The organism is Sphingobacterium sp. BS-2, assembly GCF_046161205.1.
Taxonomy (GTDB): Bacteria; Bacteroidota; Bacteroidia; order Sphingobacteriales; family Sphingobacteriaceae; genus Sphingobacterium; species Sphingobacterium mizutaii.
The window spans coordinates 16,819-41,869 of sequence record NZ_JBIXGO010000014.1 but is presented as its reverse complement, the minus strand read 5'-3'; the positions used below and the strand labels follow the sequence as shown (position 1 = coordinate 41,869).

Annotated in this window: 20 protein-coding genes; 8 read left to right on the top strand and 12 right to left on the bottom strand. The window is 39.4% G+C overall.

Features of this window, described 5'->3' with window-relative positions; genetic code table 11:
• Positions 1-13 precede the first annotated feature (13 nt).
• Positions 14-1,483 carry a glycine--tRNA ligase gene (locus tag ACK2WI_RS05500; protein WP_093100307.1) on the top strand — a complete coding sequence of 490 codons (1,470 nt, stop codon included), beginning with the start codon at positions 14-16 and terminating at the stop codon, positions 1,481-1,483.
• Between the two features lie 75 nt (positions 1,484-1,558).
• Here ACK2WI_RS05500 and ACK2WI_RS05495 read toward each other — a convergent pair whose 3' ends face one another.
• The 4 genes from ACK2WI_RS05495 to ACK2WI_RS05480 all read right to left on the bottom strand — a co-directional run bounded on the left by ACK2WI_RS05495 (position 1,559) and on the right by ACK2WI_RS05480 (position 8,636).
• A complete protein-coding gene (locus tag ACK2WI_RS05495) occupies positions 1,559-2,521 on the bottom strand; it encodes a hypothetical protein (RefSeq protein ID WP_409150006.1) in 963 nt (320 codons plus the stop codon).
• 234 nt (positions 2,522-2,755) lie between these two features.
• On the bottom strand, positions 2,756-4,240 hold the full coding sequence (locus ACK2WI_RS05490) for a hypothetical protein (RefSeq protein ID WP_409150005.1): 1,485 nt from the start codon (positions 4,238-4,240) through the stop codon (positions 2,756-2,758).
• Positions 4,241-4,403: 163 nt separating this feature from the next.
• Positions 4,404-6,728 (bottom strand): glycosyl hydrolase family 95 catalytic domain-containing protein, encoded by a 2,325-nt coding sequence (locus ACK2WI_RS05485; RefSeq protein WP_409150004.1) that lies wholly within the window; start codon positions 6,726-6,728, stop codon positions 4,404-4,406.
• A gap of 3 nt (positions 6,729-6,731) precedes the next feature.
• Positions 6,732-8,636 (bottom strand): alpha-L-fucosidase, encoded by a 1,905-nt coding sequence (locus ACK2WI_RS05480; RefSeq protein ID WP_093100311.1) that lies wholly within the window; start codon positions 8,634-8,636, stop codon positions 6,732-6,734.
• A 311-nt stretch (positions 8,637-8,947) separates the two neighbouring features.
• Here ACK2WI_RS05480 and ACK2WI_RS05475 point away from each other — a divergent pair, with 311 nt between their 5' ends.
• Entirely contained in the window at positions 8,948-10,120 is a 1,173-nt protein-coding gene (locus ACK2WI_RS05475; protein ID WP_312696679.1) for an aminotransferase class I/II-fold pyridoxal phosphate-dependent enzyme, read from the top strand.
• Between the two features lie 319 nt (positions 10,121-10,439).
• Here the strand turns inward: ACK2WI_RS05475 and tpx are convergent, their stop codons facing one another.
• Positions 10,440-10,937: a thiol peroxidase gene (gene tpx, locus ACK2WI_RS05470; protein WP_093100313.1), complete on the bottom strand. Its 498-nt coding sequence runs from the start codon at positions 10,935-10,937 to the stop codon at positions 10,440-10,442.
• 194 nt (positions 10,938-11,131) lie between these two features.
• Between tpx and ACK2WI_RS05465 the strand changes: the two genes are divergently transcribed.
• The 3 genes from ACK2WI_RS05465 to ACK2WI_RS05455 all read left to right on the top strand — a co-directional run bounded on the left by ACK2WI_RS05465 (position 11,132) and on the right by ACK2WI_RS05455 (position 14,233).
• A complete protein-coding gene (locus tag ACK2WI_RS05465; RefSeq protein WP_409150003.1) occupies positions 11,132-12,352 on the top strand; it encodes an OmpP1/FadL family transporter in 1,221 nt (406 codons plus the stop codon).
• A 19-nt stretch (positions 12,353-12,371) separates the two neighbouring features.
• A complete protein-coding gene (locus tag ACK2WI_RS05460; protein ID WP_409150002.1) occupies positions 12,372-13,673 on the top strand; it encodes an SGNH/GDSL hydrolase family protein in 1,302 nt (433 codons plus the stop codon).
• A 143-nt stretch (positions 13,674-13,816) separates the two neighbouring features.
• A complete protein-coding gene (locus tag ACK2WI_RS05455) occupies positions 13,817-14,233 on the top strand; it encodes an OsmC family protein (protein ID WP_093100315.1) in 417 nt (138 codons plus the stop codon).
• 6 nt (positions 14,234-14,239) lie between these two features.
• Here the strand turns inward: ACK2WI_RS05455 and ACK2WI_RS05450 are convergent, their stop codons facing one another.
• From ACK2WI_RS05450 to ACK2WI_RS05425, 6 genes are all read right to left on the bottom strand, one after another.
• Positions 14,240-15,250, bottom strand: a complete 1,011-nt coding sequence (locus ACK2WI_RS05450; protein WP_313368034.1) for a LacI family DNA-binding transcriptional regulator — start codon at positions 15,248-15,250, stop codon at positions 14,240-14,242.
• 31 nt (positions 15,251-15,281) lie between these two features.
• The gene (locus ACK2WI_RS05445) at positions 15,282-16,715 is read right to left on the bottom strand and encodes a S41 family peptidase (RefSeq protein WP_409150001.1); all 1,434 of its coding nucleotides are present in this window, start codon (positions 16,713-16,715) and stop codon (positions 15,282-15,284) included.
• 70 nt (positions 16,716-16,785) lie between these two features.
• A complete protein-coding gene (locus tag ACK2WI_RS05440) occupies positions 16,786-18,279 on the bottom strand; it encodes a S41 family peptidase (protein ID WP_409150000.1) in 1,494 nt (497 codons plus the stop codon).
• Positions 18,276-18,836 carry an HAD hydrolase-like protein gene (locus ACK2WI_RS05435; protein ID WP_409149999.1) on the bottom strand — a complete coding sequence of 187 codons (561 nt, stop codon included), beginning with the start codon at positions 18,834-18,836 and terminating at the stop codon, positions 18,276-18,278. The genes ACK2WI_RS05440 and ACK2WI_RS05435 overlap by 4 nt, the downstream gene beginning before the upstream one ends.
• Position 18,837: 1 nt before the next feature.
• Positions 18,838-19,305, bottom strand: a complete 468-nt coding sequence (locus ACK2WI_RS05430; protein ID WP_409149998.1) for a hypothetical protein — start codon at positions 19,303-19,305, stop codon at positions 18,838-18,840.
• 1 nt (position 19,306) lies between these two features.
• Entirely contained in the window at positions 19,307-19,957 is a 651-nt protein-coding gene (locus ACK2WI_RS05425) for an ABC transporter ATP-binding protein (protein ID WP_373865682.1), read from the bottom strand.
• Between the two features lie 148 nt (positions 19,958-20,105).
• Here ACK2WI_RS05425 and sucC point away from each other — a divergent pair, with 148 nt between their 5' ends.
• The 3 genes from sucC to ACK2WI_RS05410 all read left to right on the top strand — a co-directional run bounded on the left by sucC (position 20,106) and on the right by ACK2WI_RS05410 (position 23,786).
• On the top strand, positions 20,106-21,305 hold the full coding sequence (sucC, locus tag ACK2WI_RS05420; RefSeq protein WP_093100322.1) for an ADP-forming succinate--CoA ligase subunit beta: 1,200 nt from the start codon (positions 20,106-20,108) through the stop codon (positions 21,303-21,305).
• A 284-nt stretch (positions 21,306-21,589) separates the two neighbouring features.
• A complete protein-coding gene (hemL, locus tag ACK2WI_RS05415) occupies positions 21,590-22,903 on the top strand; it encodes a glutamate-1-semialdehyde 2,1-aminomutase (protein ID WP_409149997.1) in 1,314 nt (437 codons plus the stop codon).
• Between the two features lie 70 nt (positions 22,904-22,973).
• Positions 22,974-23,786, top strand: coding sequence for a hypothetical protein (locus ACK2WI_RS05410; RefSeq protein ID WP_312696688.1), 813 nt, complete (start codon positions 22,974-22,976; stop codon positions 23,784-23,786).
• Positions 23,787-24,003: 217 nt separating this feature from the next.
• Here ACK2WI_RS05410 and argC read toward each other — a convergent pair whose 3' ends face one another.
• Complete coding sequence (gene argC, locus ACK2WI_RS05405; protein ID WP_409149996.1) at positions 24,004-25,023, bottom strand: N-acetyl-gamma-glutamyl-phosphate reductase; 1,020 nt, start codon at positions 25,021-25,023, stop codon at positions 24,004-24,006.
• Between the last annotated feature and the right edge of the window lie 28 nt (positions 25,024-25,051).

Here is a 25,051-nt window from a genome sequence, read left to right as displayed (position 1 = left end):
ATATTTGCCCCTTATGAGCAAGCAAACAGACGATTTTTTCAAGAATATCATTTCGCATGCGAAGGAATATGGATTTGTTTTTCCTTCGAGTGAGATCTATGACGGTTTAAGTGCCGTATATGATTATGGTCAATTGGGTTCTGAATTAAAGAACAACCTGAAGACATATTGGTGGAAATCCATGGTTCAATTGAATGAGAACATTGTGGGCATTGATGCTGCAATTTTCATGCATCCAACGACCTGGAAAGCATCTGGCCACGTGGATGGGTTTAATGACCCGATGATTGACAATAAGGATTCGAAAAAGCGTTACCGTGCCGATCAATTGATCGAAGATAAAATCGATCGCTATGAAAAGGACGGCAAGAATGAAAAAGCTGCCCAACTTCAGAAAGATTTAGATGATGCTTTGAATGCAGACGACCTTGTTCGTTTGAAAACCATCATCGAAGAACATAATATTGTTTGTCCAATCTCAGGAACAAAAAACTGGACCGATGTGCGTCAGTTCAACTTGATGTTTGCTACGCAAATGGGAGCTATGGCTGATGGCGCGGAACAGGTTTATCTACGTCCTGAAACGGCACAAGGTATCTTTGTAAACTTCCTGAATGTTCAAAAAACAGGAAGGATGAAGATTCCTTTTGGTATTGCGCAAATTGGTAAAGCATTCCGTAATGAGGTTATTGCACGTCAATTTATCATGCGTATGCGTGAATTTGAACAAATGGAAATGCAATTCTTTGTACGTCCGGGTACTGATTCAGAATGGTATGCAAAGTGGAAAGAGAACCGCTTAAAATGGCATTTGGCATTGGGCGCGGATGAAACGAAATATCGTTACCACGATCACGTGAAATTGGCACATTATGCTAAAGCGGCAGTCGATATCGAATACCAATTCCCATTTGGATTTAAAGAGGTAGAAGGTATCCACTCCAGATCTGATTTCGATTTAAAACAACACCAAGAATTTTCAGGAAAGAAAATGCAATACTTCGACCCTGAGATCAACCAAAGTTATATTCCATTCGTAATCGAGACATCAATCGGTTTAGACCGTTTATTCTTGACCGTATTGGCAAACAGCTTGGTACAAGAAGACCTTTCTACAGAAGACAAACAAGATTCGCGTGTGGTATTGAAATTCCACCCAGCAATCGCTCCAGTTAAAGCGGCTATCCTTCCTTTGACCAAAAAAGATGGTTTGCCAGAAAAAGCCAGAGAGATCATGTCTAAGTTGAAATTGGATTATAACATCCAGTATGACGAGAAAGATTCTATTGGTAAGCGCTATCGCCGTCAGGATGCTATAGGTACTCCTTTCTGTATCACAGTAGACCACCAAACTTTGGAAGACAATATGGTTACCATCCGTCACCGTGACAGTATGCAACAAGAGCGCGTGAACATTGATGAATTAGAAAACATCATTGGCAACCTTGTCAGCATGAGCAATCTATTGAAACAGTTGATCTAAGGATCAGTAGACATAAAACAATTAAACCTGCTTCGGACATGAAGCAGGTTTTTTTTATATAGAGGGCAGGTTAGTTCAATGATATCTAGTAGAGGAGATACTGGATTGCTCCATGGCATAATTTCGCTGTTCGAGGTATTTCCATACCGAACATCCATTTACCTTTTGGAATACCCGATGAAAGTCATACTCACTCTTGAATCCGGATTCAAACAATAACTTATTAATGAGTGCTGAATCATGATCCGCAAGCCCTAGTTTATCCATAAAATAAGCAATGCGCTTTGAATTGAGATAGACGTCGAAATTACCCTTGAGGTAAACCTTGGTTATTTCTTTTAACTCCCGATCAGACAGTGGCAAGAATTTAGCAATATCGGATAGCTTCAGTTCTGGATTCTTAAAAAGCCTTTCCTGATCCATCAATTGATCTATGGCGGTCACATAAAAGATCAAATCCACATCCTTTCGAAACGGACCTTCCAATCTTGTATTTTTAACCAAACCGTATGATCGTAATAGATAAGCAAAAAACAATTGGACCGTCCTGAAATATCGATAGTAAAAGATAGAGAATAAGACCAAAAAAGTATAGAGGCCATCTGGAAATTCCAGGAACAGACCATTTTCTAAAAACATTCCTTTGAAAAGGATGATTCCCAGAACAAACAGTTTGGAAAAGAAGAGCGCACAGCCCAATTGACCATCTATGGAACAGGACAGCTTGGCCAAGTTTTTACGAAATGGCCAAAGGATATAGGCATCATAGATCAGCGTAACAGCAAACAGGATCGTCCTGGAGCGTTGATTGAAGAAATCCAAGTAATCATAGATCATTCCTTCTTTTATTTGATCTGAGAAGATATTATAGAGGAAAAAGAAGACGTAAAAAAGTAAGAATGGAAAAAACGCCAAAAGCACGAGATACCCTGAGGTCCTAATTTCCAAGACAATATTCCGGATGTATAAGGAGGAAAGGGATACTAAACAGAGACTGCTCGTAGCAGTAAAGAGGAGATCAATATGGGGATCGATCATGGACACTAGATATTTAACTAATAGAACAACAAGAGAGGTGAACATGAGAATTCGGATAATCTCCCCTCTTTCATCCCTAATAGATTTAACCTTAAGATAGAGGATAATGATTAGTACCTGAATAATAGTTAGCGCTAGCAAATAAGCCATATAACAATAATAACACACTATTATTAAGAAATTAAAAAGGTCTCGTTAAGTTTAATTTTTTAATTTGCACGATGATTCCCTTTTTTAACTGAATTCCACTACTTTTTGATCTCCCCACGATTCATCGATTATTATTTCGAAAAAGCCAGTAGAAAGACCTGTGGGGTATAAAGGACCTTTGAAAATCAACTTTACATTGTTTTTGATCTGTGATTTTAGGTTAAGTTTTCGAATGACCTTTTTATTATCCCAAACTTCAATTTCATATTGAACAGGTAGATTAACATCCGTAAAGCCTATAAAATGATTAAAAGAAATTTCTTTATTCACATTAAAATCTTGTTCAAATTCCAATTGGCTAGAGATGTTTTCAGTAAGCTTTGTTTCTAACTTTGTATTGAATGGTTTCCAAAAATAGGCCGCTGTAATGGGTTTGACCTTGACTTTTTTAATATTATCTAAATCCTGCATATCCGTAAAATCCAAGGTGACCATACTGTAAAGTCGCTTAAGGGTGACTTTCTTTTCTACATTTTCTTTTAGTTCAAAAGAATCCAAGGCGGCAAATGAACGACCATATTTATCATCAAAAAACTGGCTTACATACAACTGATCCTTATTCTTGAAATCGGAAGGTAATATTAATTTCTTAGGAGAGTCATGGAAAAGAATAACATTGTAATAAGCGCCATTTGGCAACTCCAACAGTAACTCCTTATTGTCGACAGATAAGTCGAAAGTTCCTTTTTGTACGACTTCACCCGTTTTCTTCTTGAAAATAAAATAGGGCAAATCTTTATAATTGGGATTTGTAGGCTTCTTTCGCTTACCATAGACCCTAATGTTATCTATGATATGATGCCAATTTTTGAGATTTTTGATATAAAAACCCTTTGTAACTGGATCTCTCATCTCTAAGGATATGGATGATTGCTTTTTGTTTTTATTGAAGAACTTTGGAAAATTAATAGAATATGTTTTCAATGTTCTTATCGGGCTGGATTCAGGTGCGAGCTCAATAAACATTTCATATTTTTTATATACGGTACGGTCCGCCATAAATTCCACGTAAATATTTTTCTGCTGCTCATCCATGGATAATAGATCAAATTCAATCCGGTCTATTTCATGGACTTTAGTTTGATCAAAATCTAACCACAACCTAATCAAGCTATCTGCTTTAAACGCAAAGTTGTTTTTATTTGCTGTATTATTGGGATTTGGAACAAACTGAAGGGCTTTTTTATTGAAAAGTTGATGACCTACTTTTAAAAACCCATTATAATTGTAGTTCGGTTCAAAAGATTTATTATTGAAATTGACATAGCCCAGAAGTTCCGATCGTTCGGGATGATTATTTTCATCCGTTTCCTTATTGCCTGACTTTGTTAAGGGATTGGAATTGAAGGGTTGGATTTCTGACTGGAAATTGGAAAAATTAAAGGAGACTTGATGAAGGTTATGGTTTGGTTCGAGGGTCTCATGCTCTTTTTTCCTACAAGAAATGTTCAGAAGGAGTAGAAACAGAAGAGTTAAAGGTAAATAAGGGGAACGGCTAAATAAACTCATAGTAATTAATTTTAGAGTAAAATAAAATTTTATATACTTAAATTAATTAACTAAAGTTAATGTAAAAGAAAAAAGAGATAATCAAAATATTAATTATCTCTTTAGGGTTCAGCTAGATAGAATGATATCTAGACTTTATGTTTAAATTACTTTATTAAATGCTTTAAGAAACGGTATAGTTTATTTTTTCTCCATTTTTAATGACAGGCACTTGTTCACCTTTGTTGCCTTTAATTTGAAGATTTGTAACTTTTCCGTCTTTCCATTCAAAATCAACGGTATAATTTCCTCTTGCTTTTAATCCAGAAACCTTACCATCTTTCCAAGCAGTTGGCAAAGCTGGCAATAAATGGATGTAACCATCATGGCTTTGGATCAGCATTTCTGCAATACCAGCCGATCCTCCAAAGTTTCCATCAATCTGGAAGGGAGGATGGGCACAAAACAGATTAGGATAGGTCCCTGCGCCAGCGCCTTGATAGGTCGTACCACTACCGTAGGCAGGCTGCAACAACTGTCTCAGGATCTCAAGCGAATGATCCCCATCATGCAACCTTGCCCAGAACAAGATTTTCCAAGCTCTAGACCAACCTGTTCCTTCATCTCCACGGACTGCCAAGGTTTTCTTAGCTGCTTCTGCCCATTCTGGACTGCTGACTGGAGAAATAAAATTAGCTGGATATAATCCATATAAATGAGAAACATGGCGATGCTTAGGCTCTACTTCTTCGTAATCTTCCAACCATTCCATCACTCGGCCTGATTTGCTAACCACGACTGCCGGAGGTAGTTGTTTTATATCGCCTTGCAATTGTTTGGCGAAATCATCATTCAGGCCTAGGATCTCATTACTTTTGATAACAGATTCGTATAATTCACGAACGATCTGGTTATCAATGGTAGGTCCCATTACTACTGCCGCACGCTTTCCATTTGGCAATTTGAATCCATTTTCAGGAGAAACCGAAGGAGAGGTAACTAACCAGCCTGTCTTTGGATCTTTGACCATTGTGGCTTTGTAGAACACCGCAGCTTCCTTAAGGACTGGATAAATCTCCTTGAGATACGCTTCGTCTTTTGTGAATTGATAATGTTCCCAAAGGTGATTACATAACCATCCCGAAGCGGTACTCGCTCCCCAAGAAGCATGTTCTCCGGGTGCCGTATATCCCCATGGATTGGTCATCATGTAAACCACCCATCCTGGTGCATTATAATAAGCCTTGGCCGTTTTGGTGCCTTCTTTCGCCAGATTTTTGATCATCTCGATAAAAGGCTTATGGTATTCCGAAAGGTTGCTCACTTCAACTCCCCAATGGTTCATTTGGGCATTGATATTCAAATGGTAATCTCCATTCCAAGGAGTCTGGATCTGATGCGCCCATAATCCTTGCAGATTGGGAGGCAATGCCTTGGGCGTGCTAGGTGAAGTGCTTGATATCGTCAGGTATCTTCCGAATTGAAAGTATAGGGATGCTAATCCATTATCTTGGCTAGGATCTTTAAAAAATGCCTGCAAGCGATCCTTTGTTGGGATGTCTGCTTTAGAAGTAAGATCGGCAATCTGCAAATCTACCCGGTTGAACAATGGCTTATATTTGGAAGAATGTGCCTTCCAAAGTTTTGCATAGCTGTTCTTTTCTACCTTCTGGATCTCTTTGGATACATAATCCTTAGGGTCATGTCCATAATAGCTGGTAGAGGCTGCAAACAACACTACGGCCTCATCTGCCCCTTTCACTATAAGCTGGTTATCGTGGTTCTGAAGGGTCCCTCCTTTTGATAGAACTTTAAATTTGGCAGCAAACTGTATACCCCGACCGCCTTTGCCATCTGGAAGGCTTCCTGTTACGGTAATTTCATTGCCATTGATCTTATAGTCTTCAATATTTTGATCCCTATAAAAGTGCATCGCGAATTCAATGGATTTCTTTTTATCAGCAGACAAACGCACTACGCCGACATTCTTGTCGAAAGAGGTAAAGTATTCACGCTGATAATGGACTCCATCCGTATTAAAACTGGTTACAGCTTTTGCATCTGCAATATCCAACCAGCGCTTATAGTCTGTGGTCTCGCCCTGATGGAAGAACAGAAAATTCATAAAGCCTAAATTCTGGAAAGCACCATAAGGAGCCTCGGCACCATTACCTTGCCCAGAACCTGCGCCTACACAAACAAAATTCTTGTTGACCAACGCTTCTGCTAAATCATTCTTTCCTTCAAAAAGCAATTTCTGGATCTCCCCAACAGAATTCATCGCCTGATAATTATTGGCATCCTGTGGAGATCCGGACCACATCGAGATTTCATTCAATACAATGGACTCATCATTGACCTTGCCATCCGGCATCATCCCAATCAGACCATTCCCCAATGGCAAGGTTTCCTCCCATACTTTTGCGGGTTCCTTATACCATAATTTAGAATCCTGCGCACTTAGAAATCCTGTCCATAGGCACAAACTCATCAACACTACTTTCTTCATCTCTTATTTTAAATAAACATCAAATTCGGCTACTGAAAATTCCTTCCCTTCACTTAAAATTTCTTTCGGGATAAATCGTATATAATGTGCTTCATGGGCAGTATCAAAATTGATATTCTGCTCTGTTGCATTTGCTCTGATATTGGAGAACTCGCCCATAGCTACTGTCTTCCATTCTTTTCCATCAATACTGGTCTGTACTTCATATTTTGATGGGATACCATTGATCTTGCGATCCTGTCTCGGCATATAGCTCAATCCTACGACTTGCTCAGTTTTCGGTAGTCTGATCTCGACGAATTTTTGATTGCTCAGGATGGTTTCCCATACGGTCTTATCATCGTTATCTGAAGCAAGTTTTACATTTTTATCCCCTGAAATGATCATGATCTGATCTTTAGCTATTTTTTTACGGTCAGCATGATCAAATTTGAAATCGGATACTGCCTCCTTGAAAAGTGCAAAATCACTCAACGTTGGTGCAACTGGGGCATATAATTTCAACTTCAATTTGCTGGCGCGGATAGGCTTCTCCAATTTAATCAATCGCGTAGCACCGATACTGGTAGCCGAAGCTAAGGGTTTCCACTGATCCTCTGACCATACCTCAACCTGAACGCTATCCAATCGCTGTCCTAATTTGATGTTTTCACGCAGTCTGATCAGATCAAACTCTTGGTCATGTGCCAGGTTGATTTCAATCGTTGGGTTCAGCACATTGTCATCAGAAGCATAATAGGAGTACCTATCGTTGTCAAATAGATTCTTTTCGGCAAATTTCGCACTGTTTTCCCTTAGATTGCTTGCTTTAGCTGTAGCTCCAGCAGCGAGATTATCAGAGAATGTGGCTTTCAATTTCTCACCAAAAGCAGCCAGTGATTTCACATCGTTATCATGTAGGAGGCCATTCGGCATTGGAGCTAGTCCAAGGTTCATATTTCCGCCACGTCCGACAGACTTCAAGTAGATTTCAAACAATTGATTTGGGGTTTTTACCTTCTCGTTCTGGTCTTCATGGTAAAACCATCCTGGTCTCTGTGGAACATCACATTCTGCTGGGATCCAGAATTCACCATTGCGGTCACCTGAAGGCAAATTGGAATCATCCACTTCGCCCGGAACGGCTGGTTTACCTGGAGTTTTACTTTTTGGAGTCAAGGTAGCCCAACTGGTTTCTGCAGCAAAGCCTTTCTCATTCCCCACCCATCGCATATCAGGACCAACATCGGAAAAAATCATGGCCATAGGCTGCAGTTTCCTGACGATAGGCCAGGTCTTTTCGTGCCATTCATAATACGTGGTACGATCGATGGTTCGTTTTTCATTTTTACCACCGTAGTAGCCATCCCCTCCATTAGCACCATCGTGCCAAGACGTAAACAAAGTACCGTAGTTGGTCATCAATTCAGTAAGTTGCTCTCGGTAAGCATCTGCATAGGCTTTGGTACCATATCGGGTATCATTTCTATCCCAGGCAGAAAGGTAGACCCCGAATTCAAGTCCATTATCGTGGGAAGCTTGCATGAATTCTTTGACCATATCGCCTTTTCCATCCCGCCAAGGTGAGCTAGCCACACTGTATTGTGTAGTTTTTGTTGGCCATAAACAAAAACCATCATGGTGTTTTGCAACCGAAATCAGGCCTTTGAAGCCTCCTGCTGCCGCTGCTTTGGCAATTTGGTTGGCATCGAACTTAGTTGGATTGAAAATTTCAGGGTCGGCATCACCGAATCCCCATTCTTTATTCTGAAAGGTGGTAGGTGTAAAGTGAATCAGGGTATACAATTCCATTTCATGCCACTTCAACTGTCTTTCACTGGGCAGCACACCATAGGGTTTAGGCTCGGTCTGTGCAAAGGATAGCAAGGGACATAAAAATACTAAAGAAAGAAGGTTAGATCTTTTCATAAAACGCGCTTAAATAAACCCTCAAGATACAGAAAACTGCCTATAATCGTCAGTAAAATTCGCTTTTTGATGTAATTTATTTAAAACAATAGCGATTTTTTATTAAACAATCGATTTCGTTGATAAACCAACAGCATATATTAATTATCATAAATAAATCATCAAAATCGATTTGAGAGGTAGAAAATGAAATTGACTGGGAGCAAAAACCGGCTTGGGCAAAGGTTTGCATAAAAATATTTTCAGATAAAGCTTAAAATTATCTTATTGACTTAGTGCTTTTTATTGAAAAGTGAATAAATTTGTTAATCATGAATAACGAACAATCTAAAATCATCCGCGAGCAAGCCAAACGTTCTTCATTGAGGGAGCATTCGGTACCATTATACTTAACCTCAAGTTTTATTTTTGACAGTGCTGAGCAAGGCCGTGCGGTCTTTGCCGACGAAGAAGAGGCCATGGTCTATTCTCGATATGCTAATCCTAACACCACGGAGTTTATCAACAAAGTATGTTTAATGGAAGAAGCTGAAGCTGGTTTAGCTTTTGCATCTGGAATGGGTGCAATCTTTGCCACCTTTGCAGCTTTCATCGCACAAGGAGACCATATCGTATCTTCTCGAGCTATCTTTGGTTCAACCCATCAGCTATTTACCCAGCTGTTCCCACGTTGGGGAGTTACGACGACCTATGTGGATGCCATTAACCCTGAAGAATGGGAAAAAGCCATTCAACCCAATACTAAATTTATCTTTTTGGAATCGCCTTCAAACCCAGGCCTGGAATTAGTTGATCTGGAATGGTTAGGTGGTTTAAAGAAAAAATATCCGCAGATCATCTTTGCTATCGACAATTGTTTTGCGACTCCATATTTACAGAAACCCCTTCCCTATGGTTTCGACCTTTCGATCCATTCTGCTACCAAGTATATGGATGGACAAGGAAGAGTGCTAGGTGGAATCGTGGTGGGTAAACAGGAGCTGATGGACAAGATGATGTTCTTGATCCGCCATACAGGTCCTGCCATGTCTGCATTTAATGCTTGGATCCTTTCAAAAAGCATTGAGACCTTAGGATTGCGCATGGACAGACATTGTTCTAACGCTTTGGCTCTAGCTGAAGAATTGGAGAAAAATGAGGAGGTCCTGGATGTAAAATACCCTTTCTTACCTTCCCATCCACAATACGAACTTGCCAAGAAACAAATGAAAGCAGGTGGAGGAATTGTGACTATTGAAGTGAAAGGTGGAAAAGAGCGAGCCTTTAAGTTCTTGGATGCACTAAACATGATCCTTTATACTTCTAACCTAGGAGATTCAAGAAGTATTGCCACTCACCCTGCCTCTACTACGCACTCCAAATTATCGGAAGAAGAAAGAGAAAAATTAGGCATCCGACCAGGAACTGTCAGACTTTCCATAGGAATCGAAGACAAACAAGACATCATCGATGATATCCTGCAAGCTTTAGAGGCTTCGAAATAAACAAAAAAATGGGCCTAAAAAGCCCATTTTTTTGTTTATAGTATTGAGATGTGAGATTTGAGTATTGAGATAGAAACCGTATAAATTAAATCTGGATATTACCATGAGGTTATTATTAAAACGGTCAACCCTTATTAGGGATGGACATTTCTCAAATCTCATATCTAAACTTAGTATTGAGATGTGAGATTTGAGTAGTGAGATAGAAACCGTATTAAATCTGGATATTACCATGAGATTATTATTAAAACGGTCAACCCTTATTAGGGATGGACATATCTCATATCTCATATCTCATATCTCACATCTTAATTACCCCTTACACTGCCGCTAAAGCTGCATCGTAGTTTGGTTCTTCGGTAGTTTCAGCGACCTGCTCGGTGTATTTCACTTTTCCATCTTCGTCTACGACTACAACCGAACGGCTTAATAGGCCTTGAAGAGGTCCATCTGTGAATTTCACGTGGTATGCGTTGTTGAAATTATCGTCTTTAAAATCGGATAAGGTCACTACATTTTCTAAGCCTTCAGCTGCACAGAAACGACTCTGGGCGAAAGGAAGATCTTTTGAGATACAAAGGACCACGGTGTTATCTAGACCGGAAGCTTTTTCGTTGAATTGACGTACTGACATGGCACAGGTACCAGTGTCAATACTTGGGAATATATTAAGGATTACTTTCTTTCCTGCAAAGTCTTTCAATGATTTTTGTGACAAATCACCAGCTGTAAGTGTAAAGTCAGGAGCTACCTCACCTACTTTAGGTAGGTCTCCACCGGTATGCACTGCAGTACCTTTAAATGTTACTTGAGCCATAAATAATTTTTTTATCTGTTTATATTGAAAACCAATATACCTTAATTATGTTTTGATTAAAAACGATAGGGACTCTTTTATCGAATCTTGACAATTATTTTATAATTATTTATCAATTAATTTATAATTATTAACAGAATTTTACTATGTTAGCATATCAAATTAAATTTGAAAAACGCTAATCAATAATTACTATGAAACAATTATTACTCAGTTTGTTATTAGCTTCCCCTACGCTGTTGTTTGCACAGGGTTCCCAAGTTAATACCCAAAGCCAAAAAGCGGTGGGTATGGCAGGTGCTGGATCTGCACTTTTTATTGATGAAACATCCATCGTATACAACCCTGGAGCATTAGTGAAAATGGAGAACAATGGGGTACAAATAGGTGGTAGCGCCATCATGTACAGATCTGCATTCCAAGAATATGGCAGTCCAGATGTACACCATACAAAATTCCAAGTGTCCCCTCCATTTGGTGCTTATGCTACATTTGGTCCTAAAGGATCATGGTGGAAAGCCGGAATTGGAGTCTATACTCCTTTTGGAGGCGGGGTAGATTGGGGCACCGATTGGCCAGGTAAATTCTCATTGACTCACCTTTCTATGCGAGCAATCTATATCCAACCAACGGTTAGTTTTAAATTAACAGATCAGTTCTCGATCGGTGGTGGATTTGTTTATAACATCGGCTTGGTGGATCTAGGAAGAGCATTGCCAGTGTTCTATCCAGATGGAAGCACAGGGCAAGCAACCTTGAAAGGTACCGGAACAGGTATGGGTTATAATGTTGGTGTTCATTATTCACTTGATGAAACCTTCGCATTATCACTAAATTATCGTTCAAAAGTTGTTACAAAACTGGAAGGTGGAGATGCAACATTTGAAGTGCCAAATTCTTTAGCGGCTAACTTCCCGAATGGAAAATTTGATGCTGAATTACCTTTACCAGGTTCATTCAATGTCGGTATCACTTTCCCATTATCAGAAAAAGTGGATGCAGCGATCGATGGGTCCATTATCAATTATGACATTTACAAAGAATTGGTATTTGATTACGAAAACAACACCCCTGTATTGCAGGATACCCGTTCTGAGAAAAATTATGAAAATGCCTTTTCCGGAAAAGTTGGTCTGAACTACGAGGTGAATGATAAATTAGACCTTCGTCTTGGTGCAGGTTATGTTTATACTCCGGTTCAAGCGAAATACGTTTATCCCGAAACTCCAGATAACAACCGCGTGATGGCGGCAGTAGGTGTAACCTATAAGTTTTCACCAAACTGGCAGATGTCGGCAGCCTATGTTTTCCAAAAAATCTTGAAGAGAACAACCACAAATGCTGAAACGCAATTGAGAGGAACGTATGAAACCAATATTCATGCTCCAGGTATTTCTGTTTCTTATTACTGGTAGGCCTTAAATTATGAAAACAATGAAAAAGAATTTTAAACTCTATATCGGACTTGCAATTTTAGGATTTGCAAGTTCTTGTGCCCCTTCTCTTGATGAATTGGAAGCCAGCAAAGGAACAGCGGATTTCTCCAAATTCATCGCAGTAGGTAATTCCTTGACTTCTGGATATGCTGACAATGGTCTTTATCTGGAAGGTCAGAAAGTGGCATTCCCTAATTTGATGGCTGAGCAGTTTAAGACTGTTGGTGGTGGTGAATTCACCTCTCCTTTCTTCAGTCAGGACCAAGCGAACGGTTCAGGTTATATTCAATTGAAGTCTTTGGTTGATGGTAATCCAGTTATGGAGCCTGTAACAACAAATTTGGCAATCAGAGGCAAAAGCCCTAATGGCGGTCCATTATACACAAAATACACGGAGCCAATTCAGAATTTAGGTGTACCGGGTATGCGTTTGGATATGTCAATGGCTCCTGGAATTGGTACCGTAATGGGAAACCCTTACTTCGAGAGGTTATTGCCAGATGGCACTCCGCCAAACTTGAAGTATGTGGAATATGCAGCTTCTCAAGAACATACTTTCTTCTCATTCTGGTTAGGAAATAATGATGTGTTAGGCTATGCCACAAATGGTGCGGCAGCAACTGAGGATCCTACCAAGAAATTATTGGATTTGCCAACTTTTGAATTAGCATACAATACTTTTGTGACTGCATTGACGCAAAATAATGCTAAAGGTGTGGTAGCTACCATTCCGGATGTTACAACAATTCCATTCTTGAACACCGTTACTACCGCAAGATTGAACGCTGCAGTAGAAGCTGCTTCAGAAGGTCAAGCTAAGAATGTATTTATTGCCACTAAAACTGGTCCTCGGATCGCAACTGATGCCGATCTATTTGTTCTGACTTTCCCTACTGCTCTATTGGGCACACGGAATGAGCAACAGATCCCTTACGGTATGCATCCATTGAACCCAATTGAGGATAAATACGTATTGGATAAAGCGGAAGTGGTTGAGGTTTCTGGCCGCGTAAAGGCTTTCAATGACAAGATCAAAGCGATCGCTGAATCGAAACAACTTGCAGTTGCGGATGTACATGCGTTCTTAAATAAAGTGAAAACTGGATACAACTACAATGGTATCCATATTTCAGCAGCATTTATCACTGGAAATGCTTTCTCTTTGGATGGGGTACACTTGACTCCGATGGGGAATGCAATTGTAGCAAACTTATTTATCGACGCTATCAATGCGAAGTACAATTCAAAAGTACCGAAAGTTGATATCAGTCTATATCGAGGTGTAAAATACCCGAACTAAAAACGAGAAAGCCCCAAAAGATTGGGGCTTTCTTGTTTTTATGGCTATTCATTCTCCCGAATGTCTATACTATGTAGTCTTTGCCTGTTACTTTTTTGTCTTGATTGTATTTTAACTAACTTTAAAGCTATAAATCAAAAAACATGAAAGTACATATTAAAAGACAGAATCAAGCGGTACACTTCGAAGCATCCAGCGAACTTTCACCAGTAACAGTTCATGTAGACGGGCCAGAATCAATTGGGGGCGAAGGCAAGGGCGTAAGACCGATGGAATTGGTATTGATGGCTTTAGGATCGTGCAGTGCGTTTGATTTAACGACCATCTTGCAGAAGCAACGTCAAGATATCCAAGATATCCAAGTGGATGTGGAAGGTGAGCGTAGAGATGAAATCCCAAATATCTTCACCAAGATTCACATTTCCTTTAAATTGAAGGGTGAGATCGATGAGGCAAAAGCCCAAAAGGCAGCTGAACTAGCCGTAAAGAAATACTGTTCCGTACATGATATGCTTGTAAACGGTGGTATTGAAATCACCTACAGCATACAGATCAACTAATCTTAATTATTTGAGCACCAGTTTAGAAGGGAATACCACATCCTGTGGATTGCTGGTATATTCTTTCTTATCTATACAATCGAACAATATCTCGGCAGCTTTTTGAGCTTGTTTTTCAGGGTATTGTTCGATACTTCCCATAGGCGGGTTATCCATATATTTCCATAAAGGATAATTTGCATAGCTAATGAAAAACATATCTTGGTTGAGGACTATCCCTCTTTGTTTGGCATAGCGGATAAGATCCAAAGTCACGAAGTCATTGAAGGAAACCACCGCTGACGGTCGATCTGCCAGGGAGCAGATTTTATCCATTGCTTCTTCATTTCCTTGTTCGGTAAGATCAGTATTGACTACATAACTTGAATCAGCACCGATTCCATTCTTTTCTAAAGCATTCTGAAAAGCTTCTGCCCTTTCTTTAGAAGCCAATAGAGATTCTGGTCCATTGATTAGGGCAATTTTTCTATGTCCACGATCAACAAAAGCTTCGATGGCTTCAATCATTCCTGAAGCAAGGTCGCTATATACTTTATGAACATTTGCTAGGTCGGGAACACAGTCAAAAAATACGATTGGGATTTCTGTTTTCGCAAGGATTTCCAGAAAGTCAGTATCGCCGGTGTTTTTACTCATGGAAATCAAGATCCCATCAACCCGATGCTTTTTGAAGGTCTGGATAATGTTCAGTTCTCTGTTTTCATCATCCAAGGATTGTCCAAGCAGTACGGTATATTTCTTGTCCTCAGCGACATTTTCAATCACGCTGATTGCTTCGGAGAAAAAGGGTTCAGATAATTTTGGCAGAATGACCCCGATCGTAAAGGTCTTGCGTTGTTTAAAGAAGATAGCAGTTTGATTAGGCTCATAAGCCATTTCTTCAGCCATTTTCTTAACGCGCATAGTCGTGACCAGCCCAATGCTGGGGTGATCATTTAATGCCCTAGACACTGTAGAAGGAGAAATCTTGAGTTTCCTTGCGATTTCTTTGATCGTGGTTGGTTTATTTCCTGCCATGCATCAAAGTTAATAATTTAATAATGATAAATTAGTCCTTTACCATATTACGAACTGGTATTTTGTTCAATTCACGTGTAGTTCTGTTCAATGAGCTTCGGACAACAGCAGTTCTGCTGCTGGCCTTAGAACCAGGTCCAATCAGGATATTGAGTGCTTTACGTGTCATGTCTTCGTTAGGATCGCCAAGCTGTTTATAGAAATTATCAAAAACATTCGGATAATCAGCAGGGATACCATCCCAGTAATCGGTATAGTTAGCAGCATTAACGATCTTAAAGGAAGCGGCCCATAGTCCTACTTTGTTTAGGATATCCTCTCTAAAAAATCCTACTGGCTTGCCATAAGTTGAGGCATTATAGCCAACAAGCTTAACATCCATATAAGGTTTCAAAGCTGAGATTACGATCTCACTCGCCGAAGCGGTATTATCACTAACCAAGAATACAACTTGTTGGATCTCTAGCGTTCCATTATCCTTTTTAAAGATTTCATCCACAAATTCCTGGCTACCTTGATCACGTTCCTTCTTCAGGTTTTTGTTCAGGTCATATTTGAACATTACTTTATTATTACCTGCCGTATTGATGATTTTATTCAATAGATAAATCGAAGAACTGACGTATCCTCCGCCATTATATCTTAGATCTACTATTAGCTTGGTCACATTCTGGCTTGCAAAAGCCGTGAAAGTGGAGTCGATTCCTCTTTTCATTTTAGTATCTGAACCACCGGACTGCAATTCTTCAAAGGATGACAAGGCAATATAACCGGCTTTTTTTCCATTTTCCGTAAAGACCGTTCCTAATTGGAAAGGTTGGATATCATACGAAGTATAAGTTAGATTATATGATTTTTGTACTCTTTGTGGATTTTCAGTTTTAATGCTGAGGGTATTTTCTTCGATGTACTGGTCAACTTTGGCTTTATTGGAATAAACCATTTTTTTGTCCCCTTGCATTTCAAGAACTTTATCCCCTCTTTTAATACCAGCTACCTGTCCAGGCGAACCCCCTTCAACAAAATAAACAAATAAGCTATCGCCACGATCCCCATCAAAGGCCATGTACAAGCCGTAGCCATCTGCTAAATCGGCCTTCAACGAGGCTTTGGAATCACTGCTGATATCTTCAAGCCAAGAAAAGCGATCTAAGGGGCCATTGTAATTGGGGTGATAGATATAGTTGTTCTTTTGAGGGGTCTGTCCCATCAAATAACTCAGAAGGTCATCAGAATCTGTGTATTTATCTGTCAAACTGGATATAGGATCAACTGCCTTAACGGAGGACTCCCAATACGATAGGTATTTATATTTGGAATAAACACTATCTAATACCTGTTGATCAATGGTCCTGCTACCACCGGGTCTTGGAGGTGGAGATATATCTTTAAGATCCTTTTTACAACCGAATATTGAAACTATGGTCAATACAACCAGTAGCTTAGCTAGTATAGTGTTTTTCATTTATAACATTAAGTAATATCGAACCATGCAAAGATGATTCCAATAATGGACTTCCTTTATCGGAAAAAGATTAATCCATCTTCATCAAACTCGGAAGTTTTACATCCGGAAATTTGTACATATTATTTCGGTAATCTTTCATTTCAGGAATTTTCATCTCTCTAGCGCTTTCAAGACCTGTTTTTGTGGTTCTGTTGGCTGCCCTAGCACCTGCTCCCGTGCCTGTAATATCCGCGATAGCCGTGGATAACAAGGCCTCTCTTTCATCCCCCAGTTCTGTAAAGAAACCGTCACTGGCATTTGTAATCTTACCTTTTAATCCATCGAAATAATCACCAAAGCCATCTTTATTGAGCATTTGGAAAGATGTAATATAAAGATCTGCATAACCATGTACCACAGGATAACCGAAAAAGCCAACCGGCTTGCCGTAAGTGCCTTTTCCATTGGTGGTAATGATCTCCACATCCATATAAGGTTTCAGCACATTCATCACTAATTCACTGGCAGAAGCGGTTCCGGTAGTTCCTAAGAAGTAGACTCTTTGAAGGTTCAGTGCGTTGGTTTTATTGAAGTTAACAGAGCGGAATGGCGCTTCAGGATCAGTTTCATCAGCCCACCCCCATTCTTTCAGATTCTTATTGATCTTATAATCATACATTTTACCTTTAGCACCAGTCGTTGGCACCAAAAGGTTTGACATCATTTCAGCCGTTGCAGTCGAGCCACCTCCATTATATCTTAAATCTACGATCAACTCATTCACATTTGCAGTCTCAAATTCCTTGAAGGCATTTGTTAAAGCTGAATGGTAGCTATTTGGCCCAGATTTACCAAAGACATTGACAAAAGAGGTGTAGAAGATATAACCTATTTTCTTACCATTGATGGTGAATATCTTTTTGACTAAGATGGGGTCTATATTATAAGCCCCTCCAGAAACTGTAACGGTTTTTGTAGTTGTTTCACCAGGTGCTTGAACCACCAAATTCAATGCTTCCTTGCCTTCAACTACTTTATAGTAGTTTTCAATAGCCTTTTGTTCACTCTTATTATAGTCCAGATTGCCATCTCCATTAATGCTCACGATGCGCATTCCTCGTTTTAATCCAGCCTTCTCTCCGGGAGAATTCTTTTGCACATACTTGACATACATATTTGCTTCTCCATTGTTCTGGTTGCTCACAGTAATGAAAATTGGGATTATACCAGTTTCTTTGTGCACCCCTTGCTGAATTTCCTCACTCACGGTGCCTTCACGATCAACAAAGCTAAAGCGATCATCAGGTGCATTTCGTCTCAGTGCCGCCAGAACACCTTCGGCATCCTGATAGGCATTCGTAAAGGCTTTAAGGTCAGGTTGCCCTTTAGAATCTACTTTGGGCTGCGGGAGTTGATCTTCCCAGAGGGAAAACGCTAAGGAGTAATAGTAAGTGGAGTCTCTTAAGAGGATTTCTTTGTCAGGATCTCGACCATCATCGGCTGGTTGCACCGGATCTTTCTTGCAACTAGCTCCAAAAAGCAATGAAATCAGCAAGAAAGGAAGAACAAATCTTTTCATCATAACCTAGCTATATTGTCTTCAATGAAAATCAAATCACTCTGTGTTATTTGATTTTCAGAAGCAATATAGTTAAATGGTTCAATATTTCTGAAATTTAACTCGTCGATAAAATAAATTTTTACATTTCGGTCAAAGCCCTGCCAATCAAGATGTTTCAACTTATTTAATTGCAAGGCCGGGTTGCCCTTGGTCAAGATTGCTATCTGTCCCCCATTTTCTAGGATGGAAGCAAATAATAGCTTGATTTCATTAAACAAGAAGAGTTTCAATGGAAGGTGTCCATTGACCATAAGACGTTCAAAATTCTCTTGGTAATCATTACTGAAATTAAATTTCTTGGCCGCTTGATTGTAAAGATCATCCTCTCCTTTTTCCAGATAGTAATCTTTCATATAATTCACAAGTTCTGCGGAAATCGGCCTCCCCTCAGTGAATTCTACAAACTGTGAAAAAAGATAATAGATCTGCAACAAATAGTCCTTTTTAGGGAAAAGGACATCATCTACTTCAAAAAGATATAGTTTTTTATCTAAAGGAATATTCGAAAAATCAATCATATTAAATTGTACAAAGCGCAATATCGTCACCTTCATCTGAGACGGTAAACAAACCTGAAACTTCCATATCCAACTGACGGTCGGAATTCAGGCTTTTCCCTTCATGGACTAACACTAATTCTACTGCGGAGGGTGGGTTTTCCAAAACAAACAACTCTGCTAAAGTATCCTTATCTGGAGCCAGCAATTGTATGCCATATTCTTCGAAAAGAACTTTAGACTCCGCCAAGAAATTAATCTCGTTAAGACCTAAAGGAAGAAGATAATTTACTTCCTTGTCTAAACAAAGCTTCAGGAGTTCATGGGCGAAAGTTGGATTCGCAGCCGTAGGAATTTTCTTGAAATTAGCTTCCAAAAAGCTAGGCACTTCTTCCGAAGTTGCAAATAGTACTTCAAGTTGCTGATTCAACATTTTGGAAAGCCTTTGCGCTAAAGGTCTTGTTCCAAATGTTATTATGAGCTTTTGCATATTAATAGATTAATCCGTCTCTCATATGGATCGTACGATCCGAAATTCTCGCTAATTCTTCGTTGTGGGTTACAATGACGAAAGTCTGCTGCATCTTATCCCTCAAGTCGAAGAATAATTGATGCAGGGCCGTAGCATTTTCTGAGTCCAAGTTACCCGAAGGTTCATCAGCAAGGATAAGGGTAGGATTGTTGATCAGTGCCCTCGCAACCGAAACACGTTGTTGCTCCCCCCCAGACATTGCCGAAGGTTTATGATGGGCCCTATGGGCAACACCTAAAATATCGAGGAGTTCCAATGCACGCTTCTCAACTGCTTTTTTGTCCTGTCCAGCAATGAATCCAGGAATGGAAACATTTTCTAGAGCTGTGAACTCAGGTAGTAGATGATGAAATTGAAAAACAAAACCAATGTGTTTATTTCTAAAATCACTCAGTTTTTTTTCATTCAAGGCAAAAACATCTTCCCCTTCGATCAGCACAGTTCCCTGATCGGGCTTATCCAATGTTCCGATGATATGAAGCAGTGTACTTTTACCGGCTCCAGATGCACCGACGATGGAAACAATCTCTCCTTTACGGACAGAAATACTGACACCCTTGAGAATTTCAAGGTCGCCATAAGACTTAAAAATGTTATTTGCCTTTAAGATCATACTGCGAAAATAACAAAAATCAAAAACAACTTGCCGTTCCTACAATATATTAAATCGCAAGGCGTAACATTAGGACAATTTAATCGTAATAATAACTTGACCCTTACGAATAAATACGCTATTTTTACAGCAAATTTTTTTATCAATGAACATTCACGAATATCAAGGAAAAGAAATACTTAAGAGTTTCGGAGTAAGAGTACAAGAAGGTATTGTTGCTGAAACCCCAGAGCAAGCTGTTGAAGCTGCTAAGAGAATGAAAGAAGAATTCAACTCGGATTGGGTTGTGGTAAAAGCACAGATCCATGCGGGTGGCCGTGGTAAAGGTGGTGGTGTGAAATTAGCGAAGAACCAAGATGAAGTATTGCAACGCTCTACGGACATCATTGGCATGCAGCTAGTAACTCCACAGACTGGTCCAGAAGGTAAAAAAGTTAACAAGGTTTTAATCGCGCAGGATGTTTACTACCCTGGTGATAGCGAAACCAAAGAATTCTACATGTCTGTATTATTAGACCGTGCTACAGGTCGTAACATCATTATGTACTCTACAGAAGGTGGTATGGACATCGAAGAGGTAGCTGAAAAAACTCCACACCTTATTTTCAAAGAAGAGATCGACCCTAAAGTAGGTCTTCAAGGTTTCCAAGCTCGTAAAATCGCTTTCAACTTAGGTCTTACTGGTGCTGCGCACAAAGACATGGTTAAGTTTGTTGCTGCATTATACAAAGCTTACGATTCAATTGATGCATCTATGTTCGAAATCAACCCTGTTTTGAAAACATCCGATGATAAAATCTTAGCTGTTGATGCAAAAGTAAACTTGGATGAAAACGCATTATACCGTCATCCAGAAATCGCTGCTTTACGTGACATCACGGAAGAAGATCCAACTGAAGTTGAAGCTGGAGAATTCAACCTTAACTACGTTAAACTTGATGGAAACGTAGGATGTATGGTAAACGGTGCTGGTTTAGCGATGGCAACTATGGACATCATTAAAATTGCCGGTGGTGAGCCTGCAAACTTCTTAGATGTGGGTGGTACTGCTAATGCTGAAACTGTTAAAGCTGGTTTCAACATCATCCTAAAAGACCCTAACGTAAAAGCTATTTTGATTAACATCTTCGGTGGTATCGTTCGTTGTGACCGTGTTGCTCAAGGTGTTATCGATGCATATAACGAAATCGGAAACATTCCAGTTCCAATTATCGTTCGTCTACAAGGTACAAACGCTAAAGAAGCAAAAGAATTGATCGACAATTCTGGCTTAAAAGTTTACTCAGCAATCTTATTGAAAGAAGCAGCTGAACTTGTAACTAAAGTATTAGAAGAAGGAAAATAATTTTCCTCCCATAAAAAAAGCGGGCTTTTCTCAAGAAAGCCCGCTTTTTTTATGGGGTATTTAGTATAAAGAATTTAGTAGTTAGACCTATTGCTTGTTTTCAGATTTGTAGCATTGTGAATTACATCAAAGAAAAACTACTAATAACAATATACTAATTGCTAGTACAAATATTATTATAACATTTCCGTCATAATCCCCCTATTTAGAGCCCTATCCTAATCTAAATACTAAATACTAACTACTAAATACTACTTTTGTACTATACAATAAAACAAAAAACTATGACAACATCTACTTCAGATATTTCTCGCGAAAAGTCGGCGAAGTTATTTGAAAAAGCCAAGGAATACTTTCCTGGTGGTGTAAACTCTCCTGTTCGTGCATTCAAATCAGTATATGGAACTCCATTGTTCATTGAGCGTGGGGACAAAGCTCATCTTTGGGATGCTGATGGCAATGAATTTATTGACTATTGCTGTTCATGGGGTCCATTGATCCTTGGTCACAATACGCCAGAAATCCGTGAAGCCGTGCAAGAGCAATTAGGTAAAGGTTTGAGTTTTGGAGCTCCCACAGCTCTTGAAAATGATCTAGCGGAATTGATCCTGAGCAACAACAAAAAGATTGAAAAAATCCGCTTTGTAAGCTCAGGTACTGAAGCCGTGATGTCTGCTATCCGCCTAGCTCGCGGATATACCAAAAGAGACAAAATCGTAAAATTCGAAGGCTGTTACCATGGCCATTCGGACTCTCTATTGGTTAAGGCTGGATCAGGTCTGGTAACCTTCGGTGAAACCTCTTCAGCGGGTGTACCTAAAGCTTTCGCAGATGAAACTATTGTAATTGCATTGAATGATAAAGAAGCCCTTAAAAAGGTATTTGCTGACTTCAAAGACCAAATTGCAGCGGTTATTATCGAAGGAGTCCCTGCGAATAACGGTCTATTGATCCAAGATAAAGACTATATCCATTTCCTTAGAGATATTACCAAGGAGAATGGCGCTTTATTGATCATGGACGAAGTGATTACAGGATTCCGTTTAGGATTTGAAGGAGCATCTAAATATTATGATATTCAACCCGACATCTTGACTTACGGAAAGATTATCGGTGGTGGCATGCCTGTTGGCGCTTATGGAGCATCCAAAGAATTAATGGGCTGTATCTCGCCAGATGGTTCCGTGTACCAAGCTGGAACCTTATCGGGTAACCCTGTTGCTATGGCAGCTGGAATCGCAGCTTTGCAGATCCTTGCTCAACCAGGATTCTATGAAAAATTAGAAAAAACAACGCAAGAATTCGTTGCAGAACTTCGCTCTTTCATTCAAGAAAACGGATATGAAGTTTCTATTACGACGATAGGTTCAATTTTCTGGTTTGCCTTTACAGATAAAGAAAAAATCCAACGTGCTGACGAAATCAATCCAGCATCCATGGAAAAATATAAAGTCATGCATAGGGAGTTATTGAACAGAGGGATTTATTTTGGCCCGTCGGGTTATGAGGTAGGATTTATTTCCGCAGCTCATACAGAAGATGACCTTAAGAAAACACTTCTTGCTATAAAAGAAGCTTTACAGATTGTATTTCAATAAATAATAAACAATTTACCGTTATATTTGTTCTAGTAACATAACAAATTTCGACTAAATTTTAAATTAAGTGATGAGAACATTCAAATCAGCATTAGCAGTATTAGCTGCAACAGCGGTACTCGCTTCTTGCAATACCCCGACAAAAAATCAAGATGGTGAAGTTAAAGATTCTACAGCATTAGCTGACTCAGTTGGCGCAATTGCCGTAAATCCTCTTCAACATGCTAAAGACTTTCCTGGAGCAACTTTGAAGATCGCTTCATTAACTTCTGAAAAAGTAGGAACTGACTCTGCAAAGATCACCGTTAAATATGACGTTCAGAACTTTAAACTAACTGAACAAACTGAACATGAGCACCACATGGCTAACTCACATGATGGTCAGCATATCCACTTTATCTTGGATAACACACCGTATGTAGCTTTGTACAAACCAGAACATACATTTACAGTCCCAGTTAATTCTGAGCACTATTTAATGTCTTTCTTGTCTCGTTCATTCCACGAATCTTTAAAGACTGCAGATGCTTCAAAACTAGTGAAGTTCAAAGTAGAAGCTGATGGTAAAATCGCTGAGCTTCCTACTCCTACTGAACCATCTTTATTCTACAGCAGACCAAAAGGTGATTACAAAGGCGAAGAAACCAAAACTTTATTGTTAGACTTCTTCGTATCGAATGCAACTTTAGGCGCTGATAGCTTCAAAGTAAAAGCAAACATCAACGGTCAAGAGTTCACTTTGGATCAATGGGTTCCTTATGAAATCCTTAACCTGCCTCTAGGAGAAGCTACTGTTAAATTAACTTTAGTTGATAAAGACGGTAATGCAGTAACTGGAGACAATGTTTCAGTGGAAAGAAAAATCAATTTATTAGAGAATTAGGTTGTAAACACCACATAAAAAAGGGGATAAATTAATTTTTATCCCCTTTTTTATGTGGTAGATGTGAGATATGAGATTTGAGTATTGAGATATCAACCTATCTCCTCAACCAGCATTTACTATATTGGATGATAATGAGATAAGTATAAAAACTGCCTACCCTATTAAGGGGTGGACATATCTCACATCTCATATCTCACATCTCATATCTTCTCCACTAAAAACCAACCGACTTCAAGTTCAGCCCTGCTTTTTCATCCAAACCAAACATCAGGTTCATATTCTGTACAGCCTGTCCAGAAGCCCCTTTCAATAGGTTATCGGTAATATTCAGGATCAATAGCTTATCGCCATGTTTTTCCAAATGGATAATGCTCTTGTTGGTATTAACAACTTGTTTGATATCGATATTAGCCTTTGAAACATGCGTAAAAGGATGGGCAGCATAATAGGATTCATATAGCTCATAAGCTTCCTCTTCTGTAAGGTCAGAATCCACATAGATAGCAGAAAAGATACCCCTTGGGAATGCGCCACGTTGAGGAATAAAATTAATTTTCTGTGCAGCTCTTTCCAGCAAAGAACCCTCTCCCGCAGGAAGGAATCCCTCTTGCAATTGGTTTAACGATTCAGAGATCTCTTGTAGGTGCTGGTGCTCAAAAGATTTATAAGCCGATAGGTTATGGCTTCTCCAAGAAAAATGCGTTGTTGCAGATGGTTTTTGACCTGCACCAGTTGATCCGGTAGTCGCATTCACATGGATTTGGTCCCCCAATAAACCCTTACTTGCCAGAGGCAACAACGCCAATTGTATATTCGTTGCAAAACAACCAGGATTAGCAATATACTGTGCCGATACGATATCAGCTTTATTCAATTCAGGCAAGCCGTAGATAAAATTCTTTCCTTGGTATTCTGTGTTTGCCTTAAGCCTATAATCTTGTGAAAGATCAATGATCTTCACCGAAGGATCAATGGGATTAGCATCCAAAAACTTGCGTGCATCACCATGTCCAACACATAAGAACAACACATCGATGTCAGAATGAAAATCGGAGGAGAAGGTCAAGTCCGTATCTCCAAACAAATCATTATGTACATCCGAAAGTTTATTGCCTGCATTTGAAGCACTATTGGCAAATATTATATCCACGTTCGGGTGATAGATCAACACCCGAAGCAATTCGCCTCCAGTGTAGCCTGCCGACCCTACAATACCTACTTTAATTTTTTCCATTATGATAAATAATCAGTCTATATAAAAC